This window comes from Pseudomonas sp. 1121_17 (assembly GCF_052850745.1).
The window spans coordinates 118,657-144,223 of the sequence record NZ_VXCX01000009.1 but is presented as its reverse complement, the minus strand read 5'-3'; the positions used below and the strand labels follow the sequence as shown (position 1 = coordinate 144,223).

Here is a 25,567-nt window from a genome sequence, read left to right as displayed (position 1 = left end):
TCCCTACCATCACCAAAGATCTATTTTGCCGTCCAATGTAGTAAAGCCCTTCTCGGCAGCAGTGGCTTCCCAGTCATCGGATTCCGCGATCTGCTGCGCGTCGCTAACTACCGAAGGATCAGCCACTGCAGCCAAATGGCCGCGCCTGCGACCAGCAGATTTCTCGGCTGTGTCAATCGACAGAGGGTCGGCCAGAGGGGTACGGTGAATAAGCGATCCAGCTCGCCGTGCCTGGCGCAGATGAGCCGCAGCGAGCATCTGCGCCACTTGTTCACGGGCCGGCATCATGTCTTCGAAATCGCCGATTTGTAGTGGATCACGGCTGCGTAGAGCCTCTATGGGCTTATGCAGAATGATCATCTGCCGTTCATAGACTTTTCGGTAAAGGGCGGGGGTAATTTTCTCGTCGTTCGATAGTGCGTACCACTGGGTTAGCATCATCAATTTCGCTAGGAAATCAGTATTCCCCTGGCTCAGGTCGTACAATGTTTCGTTAAGCTCGGGCGTGAATTGGACCAGCTCCCTTGTCCAATTGTAGGCAAGGAAGGTTTGTACCAAGGCACTCCATTCGTCGTCGTCGATCCGAAACCGATCAAAGTAATAATCGCTCATGCCAAGGGCACGCCTTGCGTTTCGAACAACCTTGGAGAAAAGTTTGAAGGTGGAGTTCGTGCCGGAATAAACTAGCGGTATGCCCGAATCATTAGATAGGGTCAGGAAAAAATTGAGAATGCGCTGCTTTGCTTCAGTATCAGCTAACAAATTTAGATTCTGTAACTCGTCAATAATTAAAACGCCCACATTGAAACTGCGGCTGAGCTGACTGACGTGCTGAAGCAGCATACTGACACTCGCTCTTGGCTTCATGTACCTATCAGTATAATCACTGCCGATTGCTGCATCGAGCGCAGCGAAAAAAGCAGCACACAGACCGCGCGGGGAGCCATCGTGAGGACAATCAATTTTTAGCCAGACAACCTGCGTCCTATTCAAGGCCTTACCGGCATATCGCTTGTGGACAATCACTTGAGGATAGGTCTTGACCACGCTGTTTAGCATTGTGGTTTTCCCCATGCCACTCAACCCAAAAATTGCGAGCGAGGATGCAGAGGATTTGAAGCCGCAATGCCGTAGTTGAGAATCGTCAGCTGCATGAAGCATGGCCACAGCGTTCCGATCAAAGGGGTTTCGAGCAGTGTAGCCTGCCCTAATCAGTTGGCTTAGGGACGCTTCGAACTGAAGATGCAGTTCCATAGGTACAACAATGTCGCTAATACGGCTAACGCAGTGCGCTCTGAGCTTTGCACTCAATGTCATCTCTGCCGCGCTGGGAAATTCGGGAAAATTGCAGAGCAGTTCGCCTATAGCCTCATCTTCATGGATGGCGGGAAGCGCCTCTATCAGAGGGTTGCCGTCATAATGAGCGAGCCCGGTCGGAGTGTAGATCGCAGCAGATGAGCGAAGCATTATTCAGGCCTTTTGAGCTTGGAGGAGATCAAACTCAAAACGACCTTCTTGCGCGCTGTGGGCTCGCGCGTCGAGACGTCTTGATCCGATTGCTCAGCGGAAGGTGGCGATGAGAGCGCCAAATCGTCGGTCTTCAATCGCGATAGATCAGCACTGTCTGCTGCCCGAAGCACCACTACCTCTGAACGGCGATTAACTAACTTATTGGCCTTTGCCGCAGCTTTGGATGGCGGAGCGGGCGAGGCCTGTTTCATTTTTTTCGCTTGCTGGGATATTTCATCGTTGGCATCTCTTGTCCGAGCTGCTTTGTTGAGCCGGTCGTACTCTTTGTCAGGTGATACTTGCTTCAAGATCGCAATCCGGTCTTCAACCTCCTCTAGCCGAAAACCGCTATATTTTTCCTTCAGGTACTCAACTACTTCCAAGCGAACGAAGCCCGCCCCATCACGGATCCAAACATTATCAACGCTATTTGGGTCATACCAAACCTTCAGCCGCTGGACGCCGAAGTTATGAGCTTTGGCAAACCATTCCTCGCGCTGAGCCAGGGCGCAGGTGTAGTACACCCCTTTGAAGTAAATACCCGCTCGGCGTACGGTTGCTAGCGCGGAGGGTAATAGACCAATCTTGATCTCCGTATCCGTGCGAGTCTTTAGCCTCAGGAGATTATTCTCCATTCCCCACTTCCAAATATCGATCGGATAGAGATCTATCTCATCCCGGACCATATCGTTAGTGGCGAGATGTGGTAAATGTAGGGTGGAGTTGTGGTAGAGGATTTCATTAATAATGATTGACGTGAACTGATCTAAATCGTACTGAGCATCCAGCTGATAATCGCGATCCCCACGCTCGTTTCTTCGAGCGTCGACGCCACCCGGCATGAACTTAAGGCTAAGCCCTTGATTAATGAGCTTGAAACGACTCTCTACGATGGACTTCCAATCAGGCCTGTAAGGGGGCGCAATTTTCAAAATCACATCAAGGGTGTTGGAAAACTCCTCGCCTGCATGACTAAGCAGCTCCGCCCGGTCTGCTGAAACCTCAGCCGGGATGTGATGGCACGGCCACTCATCTTCATCGATTGTTATGCCATAGCGCTTGCAATAATCCACTTTGCTTGTAAATGCGTTGTATAACGCATGGCGAGCACCCTCCCAGCTTGGACCTTCGAGTCCGACGTGTACTCCCACAATCATGCGCGAATAGGCATCCACTACAATATAAAGTACAGGCCTTCCTATGATCCAATTTCTATTCACACGGTGGACGAGATAAATATCTGCAATAGTGGCGTCTATCTCGTATCGATGAGCCGGGCCGGATACACCATCAACAGCACTACCTTTAATAGCGCGATGGTCTTTAAGCCAACGAATCTCACCGGCGTGGGACTTCAGTATAGACAGACGATCGAAGTATTGACCCGAGTATCGTCTGAACTGGGTTATGGTCGGATGTTTACCGCGTTTGACATCTCCGACAGTCCCATCTGAATGTATCTCTCGATAATAGTTTTGGATCATCCAGTCGAAAGATTTCTTAACTGAAGACTCCTGTTTGTTGACATACCTTAGAAAGGACGTCTCAATGCAGATCAGGTCAAAGTCATTGATTCGTATCGCTCGATCCTTCTTGACGATTCCACGGTAGAGCGGCGGCCTCCCTGGTTGAGCGCCCTCCTTGTAGACCTTCCGTTTTCCTGGGGCGCCCCACTTGGTCGATTGCCAAAGGAATACGTTTTTGGACTGACCATGCGCCCAATATCTATAGAGTAGCCTATAGATCATCACTCGCGAAACGTTCAGCCTAGCCGCATGGTCAGCTACGAGCTTACCGAAGCCACCATCCACAAACATATCGCCGGCGGTTTTATCTACGACGATGTCTTTAATAAGCTTCCATGCTTTTTCGCGTGACAATTTTTCTTTATCACTGAGCTCGTCCTCATCCTTAAGCATGTATGCCGCAGGGAGGTCCTGCTCAACTCGGAGGATTCCCTGCTCCAGCTCGTAGGAAATCTCCTCAATGCCGATCACGCCTGGCTTCTTCAAGGGGTACTCAAGCCCAATGATCAGCGCCTGCCCGGTACTATGGTTAATATCTATAATCCTTGAGACCGACTTTATTAAGGCGGATTCGAGTACCGGGACTAAGACATAATTAATGGGCAATTTCACAACGTGACCTCACCGAAATATACCGCTGTGGAGGGCACTGTTAGCCCCATCAGAGGCTTAGATATTCCAAGTTCGAACTCATCTAAATTAACTATGATTCGCTTATGCCAAATAAGATAAAAAACTAGCTCTTTTACAACCGAGTATTCTATATATACGTTCTGACTGATAAGCCTCAACAATCGCCTCAGTGAAATACGCTCTACTTCGACTGGGTCGGCAGCACTCAGGAACTGCAGAATCTTCTTGACGTTGTTGTCAGATGCAATAGACAAAGGCAAATTGGCATAGCTTCGAATGATGATGAGATTCTTGATCTTCATGTGTGGAAGATCTTCGAAGAAGCATAGCTTCGATTCGACTCCACGCCGCGCCCAATACTCTTTCTCGATTTCTTGCTTTTCGAAGATGCGCTTTCGCTTTTCGACAGAAGCGTTAGCTATTTCACTTCGATATTTAAGTGAAATTGCGACAAGCGTCGTCGCATCAGCTCCAGCGCGGGTGTAGCTAAGCATGAAGTCTGCGGTGTGAACGAACGGCACATCCGTACCGATATAACGGGCGGGCTTGATATTTTTTTGCAACGCGATGGAGTGGGTCTCATCGTAATCAAGCAGCGGGAACTGCTCACGGATGTCCGTGATGTCTTGATTGAACTCCATCAGGACGAAGAAACTGAATTCGCCATTGGACAAGCAGTGATGCCCGCGAGCGACCCGGACTCCAGGCACGACTCTGGACGTGCCCCTGGAAGGAACCGACCGGATTTTGAGCCAGGGCCGGTAGGACTCACGTTCACCGCTGCCGACGCCTTTTTTGATCAGCTTCTCGAGGTAATCCCTGCTAACAAGCTTTCCCCGACGCGGATTGAAGGCCGCGGGAGGTGTCGGATTGGGCTGGGAGGGATTCATAGCGGCGCCAGCCTCGGAGTGCAAATCGCTTCAAATCGACGATGCGGCCGCTATACAGCCGCTTGAACCCCGATTTTACGCCTCCGAGGGGCTTGTTACCTACTTAATTTCGCTTGTTACCTACTTAATTTTTTTTGTTACTCCCTTTTTTAGGAAGCAACAACCAAACCGCCCTCCCAGCTTCACATCACTCCACCGTAACCGACTTAGCCAAGTTCCGCGGCTGGTCGACATCGGTCCCCTTCAGCACCGCCACGTAGTACGACAGTAACTGCAGCGGGATGGTGTAGAGGATCGGCGCGAGCGCATCGGCGATGTGCGGCACGTTGATAACGTGGATGCCTTCTGCATTGCTCATGCCGGCGTGCTCATCGGCAAACACCACCAGCTCACCACCGCGGGCGCGGACTTCCTGCAGGTTGGACTTGAGCTTCTCCAGCAGTTCGTTGTTCGGCGCGACGGTGACTACCGGCATGTCGGCGTCTACCAGCGCCAGCGGGCCGTGCTTGAGCTCGCCAGCTGGGTAGGCTTCAGCGTGGATGTAGGAGATTTCCTTGAGCTTGAGCGCACCTTCCATGGCTACCGGGTACTGCGCGCCGCGGCCGAGGAACAGGGTGTGGTGCTTGTCGGCGAACAGCTCGGCGATCTTTTCGACCACGCCGTCCATCGCCAGCGCTTCGCCCAGGCGAGTCGGCAGGCGGCGCAGCTCTTCGACCAGCTCTGCTTCTACACCGGCTTCGAGGGTGCCACGCACGCGGCCAAGGGCCAGGGTGAGCAGCATCAGCGAGACCAGCTGGGTGGTGAAGGCCTTGGTCGAGGCAACGCCGATTTCCGGGCCAGCCAGGGTCAGCAGGGTTAGGTCGGACTCGCGCACCAGCGAGCTGATGCCGACGTTGCAGATGGCCAGGCTGCCGAGGAAGCCGAGCTCTTTGGCATTGCGCAGGGCGGCTAAGGTGTCGGCGGTTTCGCCCGACTGGGAAATCGACACGAACAGGGTGTCTGGCTGCACTACGACCTTGCGGTAGCGGAACTCGCTGGCGACTTCGACCTGGCAAGGGATGCCGGCCAGGCTTTCCAGCCAGTAACGAGCAACCATACCGGCGTGGTAGCTGGTGCCGCAGGCAACGATCTGCACATTGCGTACTTTGGCGAACAGCTCGGCGGCTTGTGGGCCGAAGGCTTGCACCAGCACATGGTCACCGCCCAGGCGGCCTTCGAGAGTGCGCTGCACCACCGCTGGCTGCTCATGGATCTCCTTGAGCATGAAGTGGCGATAAGTGCCTTTGTCGGCTGCTTCAGCGCCTTCGTGGTACTGCACGGTTTCGCGTTGCACCTGTGCGCCGGCCTGGTCCCAGATGGTGATCTGGTCGCGGCGGATTTCGGCGATGTCGCCCTCCTCCAGGTACATGAAGCGGTCAGTGACCTGGCGCAGGGCCAACTGGTCGGAGGCGAGGAAGTTTTCGCCGTGGCCGAGACCAATCACCAGCGGGCTGCCGCTGCGTGCGGCGACCAGGCGGTCCGGCTGCTTGATGCTGATCAGCGCCAGGCCGTAGGCACCATGCAGGCGCTTGACCGCAGCCTTGAGAGCATCGGCCAGGTCTGGTGTGCTTTTCAGGGTGTGATGAATCAGGTGGACGATGACTTCGGTGTCGGTCTGCGAGGCAAACACGTAACCCAGGCCTCTGAGCTCTTCGCGCAGCTCTTCGTGGTTTTCGATGATGCCGTTGTGCACCACCGCCAGTTCATCGCTGGAGAAATGCGGGTGGGCATTCTGCTCGGTCGGCGCGCCGTGGGTGGCCCAACGGGTGTGGGCGATGCCCAGCTTGCCGGCGAGAGGCTCGGCGGCGACGGCGGCATCCAGCTCGCTGACCTTGCCGATGCGGCGGCGGCGTTGCAGCGCGCCGTTCTCGGTCAGCACAGCCAGGCCAGCGCTGTCGTAGCCACGGTACTCGAGGCGCTTGAGGCCTTCGATCAGAATGGTCGTGATATTACGTTCAGCAACGGCACCAACGATTCCACACATATTATTGCTCCTGGCTGATCGCGGCGCAGATCAGGTTAATGCCGCGGGCTTTGAATGCTTCGCGCGCCGCCATGGGCAGGCGCTCGTCTGTAATAAGGGTACTGATGCTGCTCCACGGCAGCTCCAGGTTGGGGATCTTGCGCCCGACCTTGTCCGACTCGACCATCACGATCACTTCGCGGGCAACTTCGGCCATCACGCGGCTCAAACCGAGCAGCTCGTTGAAGGTGGTGGTGCCGCGCTGCAGGTCGATGCCATCGGCGCCGATGAACAACTGGTCGAAATCGTACGAGCGAAGTACCTGCTCGGCGACCTGGCCCTGGAACGACTCCGAATGCGGGTCCCAGGTGCCTCCGGTCATCAACAGCACCGGCTCGTGTTCAAGGTCACTGATGGCGCGGGCTACGTTGAGCGAGTTGGTCATCACCACCAGGCCGGGCTGGCGGCCCAGCTCGGGGATCATGGCGGCGGTGGTACTGCCGCTGTCGATGATGATCCGGGCGTGCTCGCGGATCCGCTCCACGGCGGCGCGAGCGATGGCCTGCTTGTACAGGGATACGGGTTGCACAGCTTCGGCCAGCAGCTCCTGCGGTACCGGTACCGCGCCGCCATAGCGACGCAGCAGCAGGCCATTGCTCTCGAGCGCAGCCAGATCCTTGCGGATGGTCACCTCGGAGGTTTCGAAACGCTTGGCCAGGTTATCCACACTCACCTCGCCTTGCTCGCTGAGCAGCGCCAGGATGTTATGACGGCGCTGGGGGGTGTTTCGTTTCGACATGACAGGTTAAGTTTCGATTCGAAAGATAAGTAGCCCAATCAAAACCTAACTCGACGTCTTCGTCAAGCGCTCTTGCGCCTGTGGGTAACTATCGAAACGGATATCACCTGCTGAAATAAGAAAGCCGACTTACTCACATAAGTCGGCTTTCGAATTACCGGCTGTGGATAAATCAGTTCTTGGTGATTTTCACAGGCCGCTTCCAGCCGTCGATATTGCGCTGACGGCTACGCGCGACTGCCAGCTGACCGGCCTCGACGTTCTGATTGATGGTCGAACCGGCCGCAGTAGTGGCGCCGTCCAGGATATCCACAGGCGCGACCAGCGAGTTGTTCGAGCCGATAAAGACGTCCGCGCCCAGCACTGTCTTGAATTTGTTGGCGCCATCGTAGTTGCAGGTGATGGTGCCGGCGCCAATATTGGTGCGTGCACCGACCTCAGCATCGCCTAGGTAGGTCAGGTGACCGACTTTGGCACCTTCACCCAGGTGAGCGTTCTTCAGCTCAACAAAGTTACCCACATGCGCTTTGGCATCCAGCACGCTGCCCGGGCGCAGGCGCGCAAACGGGCCAGCATCGCTGCCCTCACCCAGCACCGCACCTTCGATATGGCTGTTGGCCTTGACCACAGCACCCTTGCACAAGGTACTGTTCTTGATCACACAATTGGGGCCGATCTGCACGTCATCCTCGATCACCACCTTGCCTTCGAGAATCACGTTGACGTCGATCAGCACATCACGGCCGACCGTCACTTCACCGCGTACATCGAAGCGGGCCGGATCACGCAGGGTCACGCCAAGCGCCATCAGGCGGCGACCTTCGCGCAGTTGGTAATGACGCTCGAGCTCGGACAGCTGCCGGCGGTCGTTGGCGCCCTGCACTTCCATGGCATCGTGCGGCTGCTCGGTAGCGACCACCAGGCCGTCTGCCACAGCCATGGCAATGACGTCGGTGAGGTAGTATTCGCCTTGGGCATTGTTGTTGGACAAACGGCTCATCCAGTCACTCAGGCGCGCAGCCGGCATGGCCAGAATTCCGGTGTTGCCCTCGGTGATCGCCTTCTGTGCCTCGCTGGCATCCTTGTGTTCGATGATCGCGGCAACCTGGCCCTGAGCATCGCGGACGATGCGGCCATAGCCGGTCGGGTCTTCCAGGTTGACGGTGAGTAGGCCCAATTGCTGTGGGCTAACCTGGGCCAGCAGGCGCTGCAGGGTTTCCACTTCAATCAGCGGCACATCGCCGTACAGCACCAGCACGGTGTCAGCGGTCAGCGCCGGGATGGCTTGGGCGACGGCATGGCCGGTGCCCAGTTGCTTGTCTTGCAGGACGAAGTTGAGGTCGTCTGCTGCCAGGCGTTCACGGACCAGCTCGGCACCATGGCCGATGACCACATGAATACCTTGCGGCTTGAGCTGGCGCGCGCTGTGGATAACATGGCCGAGCATGGAATTGCCGGCAACCGGGTGCAGCACTTTAGGCAGTGCCGAACGCATGCGAGTGCCTTGGCCTGCGGCGAGAATAACGATATCGAGTGACATTGACTGGCTACCAATCCGGGGCGGTCAGCGCTGTGACCGAAGAGAAATTTCGGAAAAAGAAAAAGGGTAGCCGAGGCTACCCTTTTACTCAATCGCAACGGAAGCGTCGGCCTGGGCCGATTACTTCCCTTTGCGCATCTGCTGGACGGTACGCAGCTGAGCTGCGGCCTCGGCCAGACGCGCGGCAGCAGCGCCGTAGTCGAAATCAGCGCTTTTGCTGTTCAGGGCGTTCTCGGCAGCCTTGAGGGCTGCTTGGGCCTGAGCTTCGTCCAGGTCGCCAGCACGTTGCACGGTATCGGCAAGCACCTTGACCATGTTCGGCTGGACCTCGAGGAAACCACCAGAGATGTAAAACACCTCTTGGGTGCCACCCTGCTTGGTCAGCGTGATCGGGCCTGGCTTGAGATTGGTGATCAGCGGCGCGTGGCCCGGAGCGATACCAAGATCACCCAGGTTACCGTGCGCAACTACCATCTCGACCAGACCGGAGAAAATCTCTCCTTCTGCGCTGACGATATCGCAATGGACTGTCATAGCCATCTGCTTGCCTCAACCTGATTGGCGCCCCTTGCGGGGCACCGGGATTACAGTTTCTTGGCTTTCTCAACAGCTTCTTCGATGCTGCCGACCATGTAGAACGCTTGTTCTGGCAGGTGGTCGTAGTCACCTTTGAGGATGCCGCTGAAGCCTGCGATGGTGTCTTTCAGGGAAACGTATTTGCCTGGAGAACCGGTGAAGACTTCGGCCACGAAGAACGGCTGGGACAAGAAGCGCTGAATCTTACGAGCGCGGGATACCAGCTGCTTGTCTGTTTCGGACAGTTCGTCCATACCCAGAATCGCAATGATGTCCTTCAGCTCTTTGTAGCGCTGCAGCACATACTGAACGCCGCGAGCGGTATCGTAGTGCTCGTTGCCGATCACGTTCGGGTCCAGCTGGCGCGAAGTCGAGTCGAGTGGATCGACCGCTGGGTAGATACCCAGGGAGGCGATGTCACGGGACAGAACGACGGTGGCGTCCAAGTGGGCGAAGGTGGTCGCTGGCGACGGGTCGGTCAAGTCGTCCGCAGGCACGTATACGGCCTGGATCGAGGTGATCGAACCTTCCTTGGTCGAAGTGATGCGCTCTTGCAGCACGCCCATCTCTTCAGCCAGGGTCGGCTGGTAACCTACTGCCGAAGGCATACGGCCCAGCAGTGCGGATACTTCAGTACCGGCCAGGGTGTAACGATAGATGTTGTCGACGAACAGCAGAACGTCGTTACCTTCGTCACGGAACTTCTCGGCCATGGTCAGGCCGGTCAGCGCTACGCGCAGACGGTTGCCTGGTGGCTCGTTCATCTGACCGTAGACCAAGGCTACTTTGTCGAGAACGTTGGAGTCCTTCATCTCGTGGTAGAAGTCGTTACCCTCACGAGTACGCTCACCCACACCGGCGAACACGGAATAACCGCTGTGCTCGATGGCGATGTTACGGATCAGTTCCATCATGTTTACGGTCTTGCCGACACCGGCACCACCGAACAGACCGACCTTACCACCCTTGGCGAACGGGCAAACCAGGTCGATAACCTTGATGCCGGTTTCGAGCAGGTCGTTGCCGCCTGCCTGGTCAGCGAAGGAAGGTGCGTCGCGGTGAATACCCCAACGCTCTTCTTCGCCGATCGGGCCAGCTTCGTCGATCGGGTTGCCGAGCACGTCCATGATCCGGCCCAGGGTCGCTTTACCGACCGGGACAGAGATGGCAGCGCCGCTGTCGACTACAGCCAGACCGCGCTTCAAGCCTTCGGTCGAGCCCATCGCAATAGTACGAACCACGCCGTCGCCCAGCTGCTGCTGAACTTCCAGGGTGGTTTCCGCGCCTTGAACTTTCAGCGCGTTGTAAACACTCGGTACGCCGTCACGTGGGAATTCCACGTCAATGACGGCGCCGATGATCTGAACGATACGTCCGCTACTCATAGCTGGATCCTCTGAATTTTTGAACCGTTAAACCGCGGCAGCGCCGCCGACGATTTCCGAGATCTCCTGGGTGATCGCAGCCTGACGCGCCTTGTTGTAGATCAGCTGGAGGTCGCTGATCAGGTCACCGGCATTGTCTGTGGCGTTTTTCATGGCGATCATCCGGGCAGCCTGTTCGGCCGCGTTGTTCTCGACCACCGCCTGGTAGACCTGCGACTCCACGTAACGCACCATCAAGCCGTCCAGCAGCTCTTTGGCATCGGGTTCGTAGAGGTAGTCCCAGTGGTGCTTGAGTTCTTGATCCGGGGTTGCCACCAACGGTACCAACTGCTCGACCGTCGGACTTTGCGTCATGGTATTGATGAACTTGTTCGATACCACCGAAAGGCGGTCGATACGGCCATCCAGGTAGGCGTCCAGCATGACCTTGACGGAACCGATCAGATCATTGATCGACGGTTCTTCGCCCAGATGGCTGATTGCAGCTACCACGTTGCCGCCAAAGATGCGGAAGAAAGTCGCACCCTTGCTACCGATCACGCACAGGTCGATTTCAACACCCTGCTCGCGATTGGCGTTCATGTCCTTGACCAGGGCCTTGAACAGGTTGGTATTCAAGCCACCGCACAGACCACGGTCACTGCTCACCACGATATAACCGACGCGCTTTACGGCACGTTCGATCATGAACGGGTGGCGGTATTCCGGGTTGGCGTTGGCCAGATGACCGATCACCTGGCGGATACGCTCCGCATAGGGACGGCTAGCAGCCATGCGCATTTGAGCCCTGCGCATTTTGCTGACCGCCACTTTTTCCATGGCGCTGGTAATCTTTTGCGTGCTTTTGATGCTCGCAATCTTACTGCGAATCTCTTTTGCGCCTGCCATGTATCACCTATCAGGTTAGCAAGCGGGGGCCGAAGCCCCCGCCGCGGCTTACCAGGTTTGGGTGGCCTTGAACTTCTCGATACCGGCTTTGATGCCCGAATCGATTTCGTCGTTGAAGTCACCCTTCACGTTGATCTTGGCCATCAAATCGGCGTGATCACGGTTGAAGTAGGCGATCAGCGCTTGTTCGAAGCTGCCAACCTTGGCGATTTCAACGTCGGTCAGGAACCCACGCTCAGCGGCATACAGCGACAGCGCCATGTCCGCGATGGACATTGGAGCGTATTGCTTCTGCTTCATCAGCTCGGTTACACGTTGACCGTGCTCGAGCTGCTTGCGGGTGGCTTCGTCCAGGTCAGATGCGAACTGGGCGAATGCAGCCAGTTCACGGTACTGAGCCAGGGCGGTACGGATGCCACCGGAGAGCTTCTTGATGATCTTGGTCTGAGCGGCACCACCTACGCGGGATACCGAAACACCGGCGTTCACTGCTGGGCGGATGCCCGAGTTGAACATGGCCGATTCCAGGAAGATCTGACCGTCGGTGATCGAGATCACGTTGGTCGGAACGAACGCGGAAACGTCGCCAGCCTGGGTTTCGATGATCGGCAGCGCGGTCAGGGAGCCGGTTTTGCCGGTCACTGCGCCGTTGGTGAACTTCTCTACGTACTCTTCGGAAACGCGCGATGCACGCTCCAGCAGACGGGAGTGGAGATAGAACACGTCGCCTGGGTATGCTTCGCGACCTGGTGGACGGCGCAGCAACAGGGAGATCTGACGGTAGGCAACAGCCTGCTTGGACAGGTCATCGTAGACGATCAGCGCGTCTTCGCCGCGGTCACGGAAGAACTCGCCCATGGTGCAGCCGGCATAAGGTGCCAGGAACTGCAGTGCGGCGGATTCCGAAGCACTGGCAACCACCACGATGGTGTTGGCCAGGGCGCCGTTTTCTTCCAGCTTGCGAACGATGTTGGCAACGGTCGAACGCTTCTGGCCGACAGCAACATAAACACAGAAAATACCGGAGTCTTTCTGGTTGATGATGGCGTCGATGGCCATTGCGGTTTTACCGATCTGACGGTCACCGATGATCAGCTCACGCTGGCCACGGCCGACAGGGATCATGGCGTCGACGGATTTGTAGCCAGTCTGTACAGGCTGGTCTACCGACTTACGCCAGATTACGCCTGGAGCAACTTTCTCGACCGCATCGGTCTCGGTGTTGCCCAGCGGGCCCTTGCCATCAATTGGGTTGCCCAGTGCGTCGACAACGCGACCCAGCAGTTCCTTACCAACCGGAACTTCGAGGATGCGGCCGGTGCACTTGGCGCTCATGCCTTCGGCGAGGGTGTCATAGGCACCCAGGACCACTGCACCTACGGAGTCTTGCTCCAGGTTCAGGGCCATGCCGTACACGCCACCCGGAAACTCGATCATTTCGCCGTACATAACGTCGGCCAGACCGTGAATCCGCACGATACCGTCAGAAACGCTGACGACGGTACCTTCGTTGCGGGCTTGAGAGGCTACATCGAGGTTATCGATGCGGCCCTTGATGATTTCACTTATTTCGGAAGGATTGAGTTGCTGCATTGCTCTGCTGCCCCTTCAAACTCAAGATTTCAATGCTTCGGCCAGTTTCGCGATTTTGCCGCGAACAGAGCCATCGATTACCAGGTCGCCGGCGCGGATGAGGACGCCGCCGATCAGGCTGGCATCCTCCGACGCGTGCAGGCGAACTTCCTGGCCGAGCCGTGCACTGAGAACCTTGGCGAGTTTGTCTTGCTGTTCTTGGTTCAACGCAAAAGCACTGGTGACTTCCACGTCCACGGATTTTTCCAGTTCGGCCTTGTACAGCTCGAACAGGTCAGCAATTTCCGGCAGGAGCAGGAGACGGCCATTTTCCGCGGCAACATGAATGAAATTCTGTGCCTGTGCATCAAACTTGTCACCGCACACGTCAATGAACGTGGCGGCCTTTTGTGCGCTCGTCAGTCGCGGGGCCTTGAGCAGGCGCTGCATGGTGTCGTCTTGCGACACAGCAGCAGCCAGGCCGAGCATGGCTGACCAATTGGCCAGTTGCTGATGGGCCTGGGCATGCTCAAAGGCAGCCTTAGCGTAAGGTCGGGCCAACGTGGTCAGTTCTGCCATGATCGCCCTCGCTTAAATTTCAGCGGCCAGTTTGTTAACCAGCTCCGCATGCGCGTTTTGATCGATTGTGGCCCCAAGGATCTTCTCAGCACCGCCAACAGCCAGGGCACCCACTTGGGCACGCAGGGCGTCTTTGACGCTGTTCAGTTCCTGTTCGATCTCGGCCTGAGCCTGAGCCTTCACACGGTCAGCTTCGACGCGGGCCTGGTCACGGGCTTCCTCGACAAGCTGAGCAGCGCGTTTCTTGGCCTGCTCAATGATTTCAGCTGCCTGTGCTTTAGCTTCACGCAGTTGCTGACCCGCTTTCTCTTGGGCCAGCTCCAGGTCGCGAGCTGCGCGGTTGGCAGCGTCCAAACCATCGGCAATCTTCTTTTGACGTTCTTGCAGAGCAGCGATGACCGGAGGCCAAACGTACTTCATGCAGAAAACAACAAAAATCAAGAAGGCAACGGATTGGCCAATCAGGGTTGCATTAATGTTCACGCCAACACCTCGCTCGGTCTTTGTTCATCACCAGCCATCAACTCGTAGGACGAGATGATTAGCCAGCGAGTTGACCAACGAACGGGTTTGCGAAGGTGAAGAACAGAGCAATACCAACACCGATCATGGTTACGGCGTCGAGCAGACCGGCAACGATGAACATTTTGACCTGCAGCATTGGAACCATCTCAGGCTGACGAGCAGCACCTTCGAGGAACTTGCCGCCCAGCAGGCCGAAACCAATGGCGGTGCCCAGTGCGCCCAGACCGATCAGCAGAGCAACAGCAATAGCGGTAAGACCAACTACAGTTTCCATCTTTCCTCCCGACTTTTACGTCGTATTGGTTAGGTTTTTTAGTTTGAAGCGGTAAAACGAATCGTTTGGTACAGCTGCCCTTGCGGACTTTTTCAGCCCTCCCCCCAGCCAGGCGGGGAAGGCTATCAGACACGCCAGGCGGTCTTAATGGTTATCTTCGTGCGCCATCGACAGGTAGACGATGGTCAGCATCATGAAGATGAATGCTTGCAGTGTGATGATCAGGATGTGGAACACAGCCCACGCCCATTGCAGCACCACGCCCAGGCCGCTGAGCCAGAGCAGGCCGCTGCCGAACATCACCGCGATCAGGATGAACACCAGCTCGCCGGCATACATGTTGCCGAACAGTCGCAGGGCCAGCGAGATCGGCTTGGCGATCAGGGTAACGAATTCCAGCAGGAAGTTGACCGGGATCAGCAGCGCCTGAACGAAGACGTTCTTGCTGCCGAACGGATGCAGGGTCAGTTCGCCGATGAAGCCGCCGATGCCCTTGACCTTGATGCTGTAGAAGATGATCAGCGCGAACACGCTCAGGGCCATGCCCAGAGTAGCGTTAGGGTCGGTAGTCGACACAGCGCGGAACGGGATGTGCGGGTCGCCCGAGATCAGGATCGCCAGTTGCGGGATCCAGTCAACCGGTATCAGGTCGATGGCGTTCATCAGGAACACCCAGACGAAGATAGTCAGCGCCAGCGGTGCAATCACCGGGCTACGACCGTGGAACGAGTCCTTCACGCTGCCGTGAACGAAATCGACCATCACTTCGACGAAGTTCTGCAGACCGCCAGGTTGGCCGGAAGTGGCCTTCTTGGCTGCCATGCGGAAGATGAACAGGAAGATCAGACCCAGTGCAACCGACCAGCCCAGGGTGTCCAGGTGGAATGCCCAGAAACCCATAGCCTTGGCTTCAGCAGCCGAATGGGCCAAGCCCCAGCTGCCGTCTGGTAGTTGACCGTAGGTCAGGTTCTGCAAGTGGTGCTGGATATAGCCCGAAGCGGTTTCTGCTGCCATGGTTGCCTCAAACGCCCTTAGGTCTCGAAAGTCTTTTATTCATTAGCAGGGGCGCGAACCAGCTGACCAGTTGGGTCAGCATGAAGACGCCGAAGACTGCTAACGGCGCCAATGGCTTCACTCCTGCGAAGGTCAATGCAAACAGCACTGCCGTCAAAATCAATTTGCCTGCCTCGCCTGCGTAAAACGACTTGACGATGGCCTGCGCTGCCCGGGCTCCGCTAAAGCGAAAAGCCTTCCAGGCAAAATACACATTGGGCAACCAGGCAATCAGTCCTCCACAGAGGCCTGAATATCCACTGACTGCACCCTTCCACTGCCACAACACCAAAGTTGCCAGCAGGACAACGACACATTGCGTCAGCAGCACCGGGAAAACCGCCCAGCGATGGAAAGGCAAGCGGTTTGGCGTGCGGGTTTCCATCACCACTACTCCTCGAATGTCGACCCTCAAGCCAGCATCGACTTGGCATAATTTGTGCCGACAAAATGCGCGCAGAGTATAGGGGTGGTTTAACCCCTATTCAACTCTTGGGTAGTGATTTCCGACTACGCGCTACAACAGGAATTGTTTCAGCGGATGTGAGCAAGCACACCCTGCAACTCATCTAGCGAGTTATAACGGATTACCAGCTGGCCTTTGCCCTTGTTGCCATGGCGAATCTGCACTGCGGAGCCCAGCCGCTCTGCCAGACGCTGTTCAAGGCGAGCGATGTCCGGATCAGGTTTGTTCGGTTCTACCGGATCAGGTTTACCGCTCAACCACTGGCGTACCAGTGCCTCGGTTTGGCGCACGGTCAGGCCACGTGCGACAACATGACGCGCCCCCTCTTCCTGCCGATTCTCTTCAAGACCGAGCAAAGCACGCGCATGGCCCATCTCCAGATCACCATGAGCGAGCATGGTCTTGATCGCCTCCGGCAACGAGATCAGGCGCAGCAGGTTGGCCACGGTCACCCGCGACTTGCCGACCGCATCGGCAACCTGCTGCTGAGTCAGTTCAAACTCCTGCTGCAGCCGTTGCAGGGCGATCGCCTCTTCCAGTGGGTTGAGGTCTTCACGCTGGATGTTCTCGATCAGTGCCATGGCAATGGCGGTTTCATCGGGCACATCGCGGACCATAGCCGGGATGGTGTCGAGGCCAGCCAGCTGAGTCGCCCGCCAGCGGCGTTCACCGGCGATGATCTCGAAGCGGTCATCAGCGATCGGACGGACCACGATCGGCTGCATCACGCCCTGGATACGGATCGAGGCGGCCAGCTCTTCCAGCGCCTCCGGGTCCATGTCACGGCGTGGCTGGTACTTGCCACGCTGGATCAGCTCGACCGGCAGGTGTTGCAGTTCTTTCTGGTCGATCTTAACAGCCTGCTCCTCGAGCGAGCTGACGGAAGGACCACTGAGCAGTGCATCCAACCCACGTCCGAGACCTCGTTTCTTAACGGCCATGCGGATTCCTTAAGTTGTTTGTGCAGTGCGTGATGGCCGGCGTTGGCGGCGGACCAGCTCGCCGGCCAGGGCCAGATAAGCCTGCGCGCCACGCGATTGCTTGTCGTAGGCCAGCGCCGGCATGCCGAAGCTTGGCGCTTCGGCCAGGCGAATGTTGCGCGGGATCACGGTGTCGTAGAGCTGCTCGCCGAAGTGCTGCTTGAGCTGCGCCGAGACGTCATTGTTCAGGCTCAGGCGCGGATCAAACATCGTCCGTAGCAGACCCTCGATCCTCAACTGCGGGTTCAGCTTGGCGGCGATCCGCTTGATGTTATCCACAAGGTCGCTGAGACCTTCCAATGCGTAGTACTCGCACTGCATCGGGATGATCACGCCATCGGAGGCTACCAGCGCATTGAGCGTCAGCATCGACAACGACGGCGGGCAGTCGATCAGGATGAAATCGTAGTTGTCGCGGATCGGCGCCAGCGCATTGAGCAGGCGGCTCTCCTTGACCTGCATTTCCAGCAGGACGACTTCCGCGGCGGTCAGGTCGCGGTTGGCCGGCAGCAGCTGATAGCCACCGTGCTCGGAGTAGTGCATCGCCTGGGCCAGGTCGCATTCGCCGATCAGCAGGTCATAGACCGAATGCTCGAGCTCATGCTTGTCGACCCCGCTGCCCATGGTCGCGTTGCCCTGCGGATCGAGGTCGATCAGCAGCACACGACGCTTGGTCGCAGCCAGCGATGCGGCGAGATTGATGCAGGTGGTGGTTTTACCCACACCACCCTTCTGGTTCGCGATTGCGAATACCTTAGCCATTGTTGCGTGTGTTCCCAGTCATGCCTTGCGGCGCAGTATCAGCAGATGACGCTGGCCCTGACAACCCGGAACGGTCAGGGCCTGCTCGCTTTCGACTGTGAAGTCTGCGGGCAATGCTACCAGTTCGTCGGCAGGATGCAGCCCTTTCATTGCAAGCCAGTGCGTCTGCGTGTCACCGAGGTGGCGCGTCCAGCCGGTGAAGTTCTCCATGCTGCTGAACGCTCGGGAGATGATCCCGGTAAACGGCTGCGCTGGCTGATACTCCTCGACCCGGCTGTGGATAACCTGCAGGTTATCGAGCTTGAGCTCCAGCTTCACCTGGGTCAGGAAGCGGGTTTTCTTGCCATTGCTGTCGAGCAGGGTCACTTGCTTGTGCGGGTGCAGAATCGCCAACGGGATACCGGGCATGCCACCACCGCTGCCAACATCTAGCCAGCTTTGCGCGTCGCTGTGGATAAACGGCATCACGCTAAGGCTGTCGAGCAAATGCCGCGAAACCATTTCATCAGGATCGCGCACTGCGGTGAGGTTGTAGGCCTTGTTCCATTTTATCAACAGGGCCAGATAACCCAGCAATTGCTGGTGCTGCCGCTCGCTAAGGGCGACGCCAAGCTGGCGCGCGCCTGTGGACAACTCTTCTGCGTGCTGCAGGGTGACCGAAGAACTCAAGCGCTTTGCTCCAATTCGCGGCCAGCGCCGCGTTTTTTCAGGTGGATCAACAACAGCGAAATCGCCGCCGGCGTGACGCCGGGGATACGCGAAGCCTGGCCGAGAGTCTCTGGACGGGTCTGGCCAAGCTTGCTCTGGATCTCTTTGGACAGCCCGGAAATCGTCGTGTAGTCGATATCCACAGGCAGCTGGGTGTCTTCACTGGCACGCAGGCGGGCGATTTCTTCCTGCTGGCGGTCAATGTAGCCGGCGTACTTGGTCTTTATTTCGACCTGCTCGGCAACCTGTGCATCGAGGATTTCGCCCCCGGTAGCCTCGATCAGGCCGACATAGTCGATCTCTGGGCGGGCCAGCAGGTTGAGCAGGCTGTACTCGTGACTCAGCGGCGTGCCGAACTTATCCACAATGGCTTGGCCTTGCGCAGTATTAGGCCGCACCCAGGTCGATTTCAGACGCTGTTCTTCACGTTCGATGCCTTCGCGCTTGGTGCAGAACGCGGCCCAACGCTGATCGTCGATCAAGCCGAGCTCACGGCCCTTCTCGGTCAGGCGCAGGTCGGCGTTGTCTTCGCGCAGGATCAGGCGGTACTCGGCACGTGAAGTGAACATGCGGTACGGCTCCTGGGTGCCGAGGGTAATCAGGTCATCGACCAGCACCCCGAGGTAGGCCTCGTCGCGCCGCGGGCACCAGCTGTCACGGCCCTGCGCGCGCAGCGCAGCGTTGGTCCCGGCGAGCAAACCTTGTGCACCGGCTTCTTCGTAACCGGTGGTGCCGTTGATCTGGCCGGCGAAGAACAAGCCGCCGATGACCTTGGTCTCGAGGCTGTACTTGAGATCACGCGGGTCGAAGTAGTCGTACTCGATGGCATAGCCCGGGCGCACGATGTGGGCGTTTTCCATACCGCGGATCGAGCGCACCAGCTCCAGTTGCACGTCGAACGGCAACGAGGTGGAAATGCCGTTGGGGTACAGCTCGTGGGTAGTCAGGCCTTCCGGCTCGATGAATACCTGGTGGCTGTCCTTGTCGGCAAAGCGGTGAATCTTGTCTTCGATCGACGGGCAGTAACGCGGGCCGACGCCTTCGATCACGCCCGAATACATCGGCGAGCGATCCAGGTTCGAGGCAATGATCTCGTGGGTGCGGGCGTTGGTATGGGTAATCCAGCAACTGACCTGGCGCGGATGCATCTGCGCGTTGCCCATGAACGACATCACTGGAATCGGTGTATCACCCGGCTGCTCGGTCATTACCGAGAAATCCACCGAGCGGCCGTCGATGCGTGGCGGTGTACCGGTTTTCAGGCGACCGACACGCAGCGGCAGTTCACGCATGCGTTGGGCCAGGGCATTGGAAGGCGGGTCACCGGCGCGACCACCGCTGTAGTTCTGCATGCCGATGTGGATAAGCCCGCCGAGGAAGGTGCCACTGGTCAACACCACCGAGTCCGCGAAAAAGCGCAGACCCATTTGTGTGACCACGCCCTTGACCTGGTCCTGCTCGACAATCAGGTCGTCACATGACTGCTGGAATATCCACAGGTTGGGCTGGTTCTCGAGGATCTCGCGTACCACAGCCTTGTAGATAGCGCGGTCGGCCTGGGCACGGGTTGCCCGTACGGCCGGGCCTTTGCGGTTGTTCAGAACACGGAACTGGATACCACTTTTGTCGGTGGCCAACGCCATGGCGCCACCGAGCGCATCGATCTCTTTGACCAGATGGCTCTTGCCGATGCCTCCGATGGCTGGGTTGCAGCTCATGTGACCGAGGGTTTCCACGTTGTGGGTCAGCAGCAGGGTTTTCACACCCATGCGTGCAGACGCAAGCGCAGCCTCGGTACCGGCATGGCCGCCGCCGATGACGATCACTTCAAAACGGGAAGGGAAATCCACCACGCACCTCGTGCCTGTTTTGCGAATAGAAAAATTAAGCGGACAAGTATGCGACTTCCTGCCTTCTAAAGAAACCGTCTGCGCAAATTTTGACCAGCCTGTGGATGAACGGGATAACAGAAATTAAAAAGGAGAATATTTAAAAGCTTTGTTTTTATGTTTATTTCTATGCAGGTCATTATCTGTGGATAGAACGCTACAGGCTAGGATCCATGGTATGTACAGAGGAACTAAACCCTGTGTCCATGTGCCTATGAGGGCTCTGGATAAGCCCTTTGAGCCTGTGGATAGAATGCCATGTTACCCACAGGCGGATTTATCCTCAGAAAAAAGCATGGTTATCAACTGAGCTAAGGGTGGCTTATCCACAGAGCTTAGACGCAGAGAACGAGCCTGTTGATCAAAATCAGCAGCCACGGATTAAGGATTTTTTTAGAAAGGAGGGAGTAAAACCGGACATTGCGTCCAGTGTGCTGCCGCTGTCATGGGCCGACAGGCCTGCGCTGAGGCCCGTCGGCGACAGATTTGTGGATTATTTACCGATACAGAAGCTGGAGAAGATGCGCCCGAGCAGGTCGTCCGAGCTGAACGCACCGGTAATTTCGCCGAGTGCCTGCTGCGCCATGCGCAGATCCTCGGCCAGCAGCTCTCCCGCGCCCGCCAGCGTGAGCTGAGCACGGCCGTGCTCCAGATGCGTACTTGCGATGTTCAGCGCCTCCAGGTGACGCCGACGCGCGCTGAAGCTGCTTTCGGAGGTCTGTTGATAACCCATGCAGGCTTTCAGGTGCTCGCGCAGCAGCTCCAGGCCGGTGTCATCGCCCTTGGCGCTAAGCGTGATGGTGACGTGGCCATCGGCGCATTGTTCAACTGCAACCGCTTCACCACTGAGGTCGGCCTTGTTGCGAATCAGGGTGACTTTACCCGGATCTGGCCGTTGGTCGAGAAATTCGGGCCACAAAGCGAAGGGATCTGCCGCTTCCGGCGCGGTACTGTCGACGACAAGCAGCACACGGTCAGCTTCGCTGATGGCCTTCAACGCTCGTTCCACCCCGATCTTTTCCACATGATCATCGGTATCGCGCAGGCCTGCGGTATCCACAACGTGCAACGGCATGCCATCGATGTGGATATGTTCACGCAGGATGTCCCGGGTGGTGCCGGCGATTTCAGTTACGATCGCCGCTTCGCGCCCGGCCAGCCGGTTGAGCAGGCTCGACTTGCCGGCATTGGGCCGACCGGCGATCACCACGTTCATGCCGTCACGCAGCAATGCGCCCTGGCCTGCTTCCTTCTGCACTGTGGATAACGCAGTGCGAACCTCATCGAGCATGCCCAGTACGTGGCCATCGGCGAGGAAATCGATCTCCTCTTCAGGAAAATCGATCGCCGCCTCGACGTAGATGCGCAAGGCAATCAGCGCTTCGGTCAGGCTGTGCACACGTTTGGAAAACTCGCCCTGCAGTGACCGCAGTGCATTTCGCGCAGCCTGAGTGGAGCTGGCCTCGATCAGGTCGGCGATGGCTTCTGCCTGGGCCAGGTCGAGCTTGTCGTTGAGAAAAGCCCGCTCACTGAATTCACCCGGACGCGCCAGGCGGCTGCCCAGCTGCAGGCAACGCTGCAAGAGCATGTCCAATACCACCGGGCCGCCGTGGCCCTGGAGCTCGAGCACGTCTTCGCCGGTGAACGAGTTCGGCCCGGGGAAGAACAACGCGATGCCCTCGTCGAGCACCAGGCCGTCCTGGTCGCGGAACGGGCCGTAGTGTGCATAACGTGGTTTCAGGCTGCGGCCGGTAATGGCCAGCCCGGCCTCGCTCGCCAATGGACCGGATAGCCGGACAATGCCGACCCCACCGCGGCCTTGGGCGGTGGCAATCGCGGCGATGGTTTCACGCACAGGGTTCATGCTCGCAAGCCTCTCCAGAAATTCATTACACAGATAGCAAAAACGCCCCACGAGGGGGCGTTTTTATTCACAGGCTAGCGTATCAGCCTGTTAGGCGGCAGCACTTTTGGAGGCTGCTTCGATACGGCGAGTGATGTACCACTGCTGCGAAATCGACAGGCAGTTGTTCACAACCCAGTACAGCACCAGACCCGCTGGGAACCACAGGAAGAAGAAGGTGAAGATGATTGGCATCATTTTCATGACCTTCGCCTGCATTGGATCCGGCGGGGTTGGGTTCAGGCGCTGCTGGATGAACATGGTCGCGCCCATGATGATCGGCAGGATGAAGAACGGATCCTTGATCGACAGGTCGGTAATCCACAGCATCCATGGTGCCTGGCGCATCTCGACGCTTTCCAGCAGAACCCAGTACAGGGCCAGGAACACCGGCATCTGCACCAGGATCGGCAAGCAGCCACCGAGCGGGTTGATCTTCTCTTTCTTGTACAGCTCCATCATCGCCTGGGACATCTTCTGGCGATCGTCACCGAAGCGTTCCTTCAGCGCGGCCAGTTTCGGCGATACGGCACGCATGCGTGCCATCGAACGGTAGCTGGCAGCCGACAGCGGGAAGAACAGACCTTTGATGAGCATGGTCAGGACGATGATCGACCAGCCCCAGTTACCCAGCAGGCTGTGGATATGTTGCAGCAGCCAGAAGATCGGCTGGGCAATGAACCACAGGAAGCCGTAGTCGACGGTCAGTTCCAGGCCTGGGGACAACTCCTTGAGCTTGGACTGAATCTTCGGACCGGCGTACAGCATGGCGCTGGTTTCAACCTTGCCACCCGCGGGCACGCTGAGCGCCGGACCGGTGTAGCCGATGATGTAGTTGCCTTGGCTGTCTTTCCGGGTCTGCAGGACATTGTTATCCGACTTGGCCGGAATCCAGGCAGTTACGAAGTAGTGCTGCAGCCAGGCAACCCAGCCACCGGATACGGTTTCTTTCAGGCTGCCCTTGTCGATGTCTTTCATCGACACTTTCTTGTACGGCTCGGACGGCGTCCACAGGGCAGCGCCCAGGTAGGTCGCGGTACCGGTCGCGGTGCTCGACGATGGATCGGAGCTGGCATCACGCTTGAGCTGAGCAAACATGTTGCCCGACCAGGCCTGGCCGCTCTGGTTGTCGATCAGGTAGCTGACGGTCAGATCGTACTCGCCGCGCTTGAAGCTGAAGCGCTTGATGTAGTTGACGCCGTTCTCGCTGAACTTCAGGTCGACGACCAGTTGTTCCTGGCCATCGGCCAGCTGGAAGCTCTTCTGCTCGGCGGCATACACAGGGCGACCGGTGGCGCGGGCGTCCGGGCCATTGACGCCGGTCAGGCCGCTTTGGGCCAGGTAGGTGCGCTCATTGCCGTTGTCGAACAGCTGGAACGGGATATCCGGATGATCCTGACGACGCGGGAATTGCGGCAGGTTCAGCTGGACGATGTCACCACCGACCGGGTCGATAGCCAGATCAAGGACGTCGGTCTTGACGCGGATCAGGTCCTTGCTGACGGCCACTGGAGCCAGTTCGGCCGGGCTGGCATCAGCATTGGCGCTCGGCACGTCGGCGCTGGCGCCGTCGTTGTTACCAGCCGGTACGGTGTCCGGCAAAGCCGGTGCAGCGTTGCTGGCAGCAGTGTGCTGAGTCGGCAGAGCAGCCTGACCGTAGTCCTGGTTCCATTTAAGGACCAGCACGTAGGCCACGATTGCCAGGGCGACGATCAGGATCGTGCGTTTAATATCCATGATTACTCGGCTATCGAAGAAGTTCGGGAGGAGGGAGCGGGTGGGACGGGATCGAAACCGCCGTCGTTCCACGGATTACAACGCCCCAGGCGACGAACGGCTAGCCACCCGCCACGCAAGAGGCCATGGTTTTCAATGGCTTCGTAGGCGTAACAGGAGCAGCTGGGGTAGAAACGACAGTGGCTGGCCATCAGAGGACTAATGGCGTAACGGTAAAACTGGATCGGAACGAGGGCCAGTTTACGCATCTGGACTGTCTACCCCTGCAGGATCGGCAGTTACCGCTGGAGAGGGCCGACTGCGAGCCAGGCGCTTCCAGAGTTTGCCAAAGTGTTGGTGCAATTCTGGGTTTTCTACCTCGCCCAAGCCTTTGCGCGCGACGATCACAATGTCCAGCCCAGCAAGACTCTGCTGATTCAGACGAAAGGAATCACGCATCAAACGTTTGAGGCGATTGCGTTGAACGGCAAGCTTGACGCTCTTCTTGCCGATCACCAAGCCGAGGCGCGGGTGATCGAGGCCGTTCTCGCGGGCAAGGATAAGCAGGCTTTTGCCTGGAACCTTGCCAGTTGGCGAGTCGAAGACCGCTTTGAAGTGCCGGGCTGTAAGCAGTCGCTTATCCCGACTGAAGTCCTGACTCACCACCTGTGCCGAAAAATCAAACGGCCAGACGCTTACGGCCTTTGGCGCGACGACGCGACAGTACTGCACGACCGTTCTTGGTGGCCATACGGGCACGGAAGCCGTGGGTGCGCGCGCGCTTGATGGTGCTTGGTTGGAAAGTACGTTTCATGGCGTGTTACCTGGGTTCGACGACACGGGCCGGAATGGCCCCCGTTTTAAGAGATCGGCGATTCTAGAGAAAGCAAGCCAATAGGTCAATTTCCAACCAGCCTTTCCTTATGGATGGCAGCACTTTTTTCATTAAAGAGGTGGATGAGGTGGTGCTGGACCGAGTGTGTGATCGGCCTGAGCGCTTTTCACAGACACGCTCAATATGAAAATATAAAAGAGGCATATATAAAGCTTTTCTGAATAACTTATAAATCTTATGCACAGCCTTTTCTGTGGATAAGATTACGCAGCCCTTTATCCATACTATGTACAGAGATCGTAGACTCTGTCAGAAACAGGTGCTGCGCTTGTGCTGCGCATGGTCGAAACCTGTGGATCAAATGGCTCTTTATCCACAGGGCTTTTATCCACAGGCTTTGACCCAGGGTTGTGCATAGCCCTTATGTTGGGTTATCCACAGAGCTTATTCATGGGTTGAGATGGCTTTTCGGACATGAATTGGCTGCTTTGGCACGCTATCCATGCCGCTCTTATGTGGATAAGTACTCACCCGCCCGGTACAATGGCGGTTTGCTT

The 25,567-nt window shown here is 57.4% G+C and carries 24 protein-coding genes; all 24 read right to left on the bottom strand.

The features are described 5' to 3' along the window. Window positions 1–9 precede the first annotated feature (9 nt). A complete protein-coding gene (locus tag FW789_RS17185) occupies window positions 10–1,467 on the bottom strand; it encodes an ATP-binding protein (RefSeq protein ID WP_100852559.1) in 1,458 nt (485 codons plus the stop codon). Next, entirely contained in the window at window positions 1,467–3,647 is a 2,181-nt protein-coding gene (locus FW789_RS17180) for a Mu transposase C-terminal domain-containing protein (RefSeq protein WP_100852560.1), read from the bottom strand. Before FW789_RS17180 ends, FW789_RS17185 begins: the two co-directional genes overlap by 1 nt. Further along, window positions 3,644–4,558, bottom strand: a complete 915-nt coding sequence (locus FW789_RS17175) for a TnsA endonuclease N-terminal domain-containing protein (RefSeq protein WP_100852561.1) — start codon at window positions 4,556–4,558, stop codon at window positions 3,644–3,646. Before FW789_RS17175 ends, FW789_RS17180 begins: the two co-directional genes overlap by 4 nt. A 187-nt stretch (window positions 4,559–4,745) precedes the next feature. Next, window positions 4,746–6,581, bottom strand: coding sequence for a glutamine--fructose-6-phosphate transaminase (isomerizing) (glmS, locus tag FW789_RS17170; RefSeq protein WP_186700281.1), 1,836 nt, complete (start codon window positions 6,579–6,581; stop codon window positions 4,746–4,748). A gap of 1 nt (window position 6,582) precedes the next feature. Beyond that, window positions 6,583–7,359 carry a DeoR/GlpR family DNA-binding transcription regulator gene (locus FW789_RS17165; protein ID WP_101322801.1) on the bottom strand — a complete coding sequence of 259 codons (777 nt, stop codon included), beginning with the start codon at window positions 7,357–7,359 and terminating at the stop codon, window positions 6,583–6,585. Between the two features lie 172 nt (window positions 7,360–7,531). Beyond that, entirely contained in the window at window positions 7,532–8,899 is a 1,368-nt protein-coding gene (glmU, locus tag FW789_RS17160) for a bifunctional UDP-N-acetylglucosamine diphosphorylase/glucosamine-1-phosphate N-acetyltransferase GlmU (RefSeq protein WP_103435497.1), read from the bottom strand. Window positions 8,900–9,019: 120 nt separating this feature from the next. Beyond that, entirely contained in the window at window positions 9,020–9,439 is a 420-nt protein-coding gene (locus FW789_RS17155) for a F0F1 ATP synthase subunit epsilon (protein WP_101322799.1), read from the bottom strand. 44 nt (window positions 9,440–9,483) lie between these two features. Beyond that, window positions 9,484–10,860: a F0F1 ATP synthase subunit beta gene (atpD, locus tag FW789_RS17150; RefSeq protein WP_101322798.1), complete on the bottom strand. Its 1,377-nt coding sequence runs from the start codon at window positions 10,858–10,860 to the stop codon at window positions 9,484–9,486. A gap of 27 nt (window positions 10,861–10,887) precedes the next feature. Next, complete coding sequence (atpG, locus tag FW789_RS17145) at window positions 10,888–11,748, bottom strand: F0F1 ATP synthase subunit gamma (RefSeq protein WP_101322797.1); 861 nt, start codon at window positions 11,746–11,748, stop codon at window positions 10,888–10,890. A 48-nt stretch (window positions 11,749–11,796) separates the two neighbouring features. Next, window positions 11,797–13,341 carry a F0F1 ATP synthase subunit alpha gene (gene atpA, locus FW789_RS17140; protein ID WP_101322796.1) on the bottom strand — a complete coding sequence of 515 codons (1,545 nt, stop codon included), beginning with the start codon at window positions 13,339–13,341 and terminating at the stop codon, window positions 11,797–11,799. A 21-nt stretch (window positions 13,342–13,362) separates the two neighbouring features. Continuing rightward, window positions 13,363–13,899, bottom strand: a complete 537-nt coding sequence (locus tag FW789_RS17135; RefSeq protein WP_101322795.1) for a F0F1 ATP synthase subunit delta — start codon at window positions 13,897–13,899, stop codon at window positions 13,363–13,365. Window positions 13,900–13,911: 12 nt separating this feature from the next. Further along, on the bottom strand, window positions 13,912–14,382 hold the full coding sequence (locus FW789_RS17130) for a F0F1 ATP synthase subunit B (RefSeq protein WP_101322794.1): 471 nt from the start codon (window positions 14,380–14,382) through the stop codon (window positions 13,912–13,914). Between the two features lie 58 nt (window positions 14,383–14,440). Further along, window positions 14,441–14,698 carry a F0F1 ATP synthase subunit C gene (gene atpE / locus FW789_RS17125; protein ID WP_002555987.1) on the bottom strand — a complete coding sequence of 86 codons (258 nt, stop codon included), beginning with the start codon at window positions 14,696–14,698 and terminating at the stop codon, window positions 14,441–14,443. A 144-nt stretch (window positions 14,699–14,842) separates the two neighbouring features. Then, window positions 14,843–15,712 carry a F0F1 ATP synthase subunit A gene (gene atpB / locus FW789_RS17120; protein WP_103435495.1) on the bottom strand — a complete coding sequence of 290 codons (870 nt, stop codon included), beginning with the start codon at window positions 15,710–15,712 and terminating at the stop codon, window positions 14,843–14,845. Between the two features lie 7 nt (window positions 15,713–15,719). Then, entirely contained in the window at window positions 15,720–16,136 is a 417-nt protein-coding gene (locus FW789_RS17115) for a F0F1 ATP synthase subunit I (protein WP_101322792.1), read from the bottom strand. 149 nt (window positions 16,137–16,285) lie between these two features. Next, window positions 16,286–17,158 (bottom strand): ParB/RepB/Spo0J family partition protein, encoded by an 873-nt coding sequence (locus FW789_RS17110; protein ID WP_101322791.1) that lies wholly within the window; start codon window positions 17,156–17,158, stop codon window positions 16,286–16,288. 9 nt (window positions 17,159–17,167) lie between these two features. Next, on the bottom strand, window positions 17,168–17,959 hold the full coding sequence (locus tag FW789_RS17105; protein WP_103435494.1) for a ParA family protein: 792 nt from the start codon (window positions 17,957–17,959) through the stop codon (window positions 17,168–17,170). Between the two features lie 18 nt (window positions 17,960–17,977). Next, entirely contained in the window at window positions 17,978–18,628 is a 651-nt protein-coding gene (rsmG, locus tag FW789_RS17100; RefSeq protein ID WP_446431792.1) for a 16S rRNA (guanine(527)-N(7))-methyltransferase RsmG, read from the bottom strand. Next, window positions 18,625–20,517, bottom strand: coding sequence for a tRNA uridine-5-carboxymethylaminomethyl(34) synthesis enzyme MnmG (mnmG, locus tag FW789_RS17095; protein ID WP_101322788.1), 1,893 nt, complete (start codon window positions 20,515–20,517; stop codon window positions 18,625–18,627). The genes rsmG and mnmG overlap by 4 nt, the downstream gene beginning before the upstream one ends. Window positions 20,518–21,049: 532 nt before the next feature. After that, on the bottom strand, window positions 21,050–22,420 hold the full coding sequence (gene mnmE, locus FW789_RS17090; protein WP_101322787.1) for a tRNA uridine-5-carboxymethylaminomethyl(34) synthesis GTPase MnmE: 1,371 nt from the start codon (window positions 22,418–22,420) through the stop codon (window positions 21,050–21,052). Window positions 22,421–22,510: 90 nt separating this feature from the next. Continuing rightward, the gene (gene yidC, locus FW789_RS17085; protein ID WP_103435491.1) at window positions 22,511–24,196 is read right to left on the bottom strand and encodes a membrane protein insertase YidC; all 1,686 of its coding nucleotides are present in this window, start codon (window positions 24,194–24,196) and stop codon (window positions 22,511–22,513) included. A 2-nt stretch (window positions 24,197–24,198) separates the two neighbouring features. After that, entirely contained in the window at window positions 24,199–24,444 is a 246-nt protein-coding gene (gene yidD / locus FW789_RS17080) for a membrane protein insertion efficiency factor YidD (RefSeq protein ID WP_101322785.1), read from the bottom strand. Then, entirely contained in the window at window positions 24,437–24,841 is a 405-nt protein-coding gene (gene rnpA / locus FW789_RS17075; protein WP_101322784.1) for a ribonuclease P protein component, read from the bottom strand. The genes yidD and rnpA overlap by 8 nt, the downstream gene beginning before the upstream one ends. Window positions 24,842–24,854: 13 nt before the next feature. Further along, window positions 24,855–24,989 (bottom strand): 50S ribosomal protein L34, encoded by a 135-nt coding sequence (gene rpmH / locus FW789_RS17070; protein WP_002551315.1) that lies wholly within the window; start codon window positions 24,987–24,989, stop codon window positions 24,855–24,857. Window positions 24,990–25,567 lie beyond the last annotated feature (578 nt).

Coding starts and splice junctions, on each gene's coding strand:
- FW789_RS17185 (WP_100852559.1), bottom strand. CDS start 1,467: ATGCTTCGCTCATCTGCTGCGATCTACACTCCGACCGGGCTCGCTCAT.
- FW789_RS17175 (WP_100852561.1), bottom strand. CDS start 4,558: ATGAATCCCTCCCAGCCCAATCCGACACCTCCCGCGGCCTTCAATCCG.
- glmS (WP_186700281.1), bottom strand. CDS start 6,581: ATGTGTGGAATCGTTGGTGCCGTTGCTGAACGTAATATCACGACCATT.
- FW789_RS17165 (WP_101322801.1), bottom strand. CDS start 7,359: ATGTCGAAACGAAACACCCCCCAGCGCCGTCATAACATCCTGGCGCTG.
- glmU (WP_103435497.1), bottom strand. CDS start 8,899: ATGTCACTCGATATCGTTATTCTCGCCGCAGGCCAAGGCACTCGCATG.
- FW789_RS17155 (WP_101322799.1), bottom strand. CDS start 9,439: ATGGCTATGACAGTCCATTGCGATATCGTCAGCGCAGAAGGAGAGATT.
- atpD (WP_101322798.1), bottom strand. CDS start 10,860: ATGAGTAGCGGACGTATCGTTCAGATCATCGGCGCCGTCATTGACGTG.
- atpG (WP_101322797.1), bottom strand. CDS start 11,748: ATGGCAGGCGCAAAAGAGATTCGCAGTAAGATTGCGAGCATCAAAAGC.
- atpA (WP_101322796.1), bottom strand. CDS start 13,341: ATGCAGCAACTCAATCCTTCCGAAATAAGTGAAATCATCAAGGGCCGC.
- FW789_RS17135 (WP_101322795.1), bottom strand. CDS start 13,899: ATGGCAGAACTGACCACGTTGGCCCGACCTTACGCTAAGGCTGCCTTT.
- atpE (WP_002555987.1), bottom strand. CDS start 14,698: ATGGAAACTGTAGTTGGTCTTACCGCTATTGCTGTTGCTCTGCTGATC.
- atpB (WP_103435495.1), bottom strand. CDS start 15,712: ATGGCAGCAGAAACCGCTTCGGGCTATATCCAGCACCACTTGCAGAAC.
- FW789_RS17115 (WP_101322792.1), bottom strand. CDS start 16,136: ATGGAAACCCGCACGCCAAACCGCTTGCCTTTCCATCGCTGGGCGGTT.
- FW789_RS17110 (WP_101322791.1), bottom strand. CDS start 17,158: ATGGCCGTTAAGAAACGAGGTCTCGGACGTGGGTTGGATGCACTGCTC.
- FW789_RS17105 (WP_103435494.1), bottom strand. CDS start 17,959: ATGGCTAAGGTATTCGCAATCGCGAACCAGAAGGGTGGTGTGGGTAAA.
- mnmE (WP_101322787.1), bottom strand. CDS start 22,420: ATGAACCCTGTGCGTGAAACCATCGCCGCGATTGCCACCGCCCAAGGC.
- yidC (WP_103435491.1), bottom strand. CDS start 24,196: ATGGATATTAAACGCACGATCCTGATCGTCGCCCTGGCAATCGTGGCC.
- yidD (WP_101322785.1), bottom strand. CDS start 24,444: ATGCGTAAACTGGCCCTCGTTCCGATCCAGTTTTACCGTTACGCCATT.
- rpmH (WP_002551315.1), bottom strand. CDS start 24,989: ATGAAACGTACTTTCCAACCAAGCACCATCAAGCGCGCGCGCACCCAC.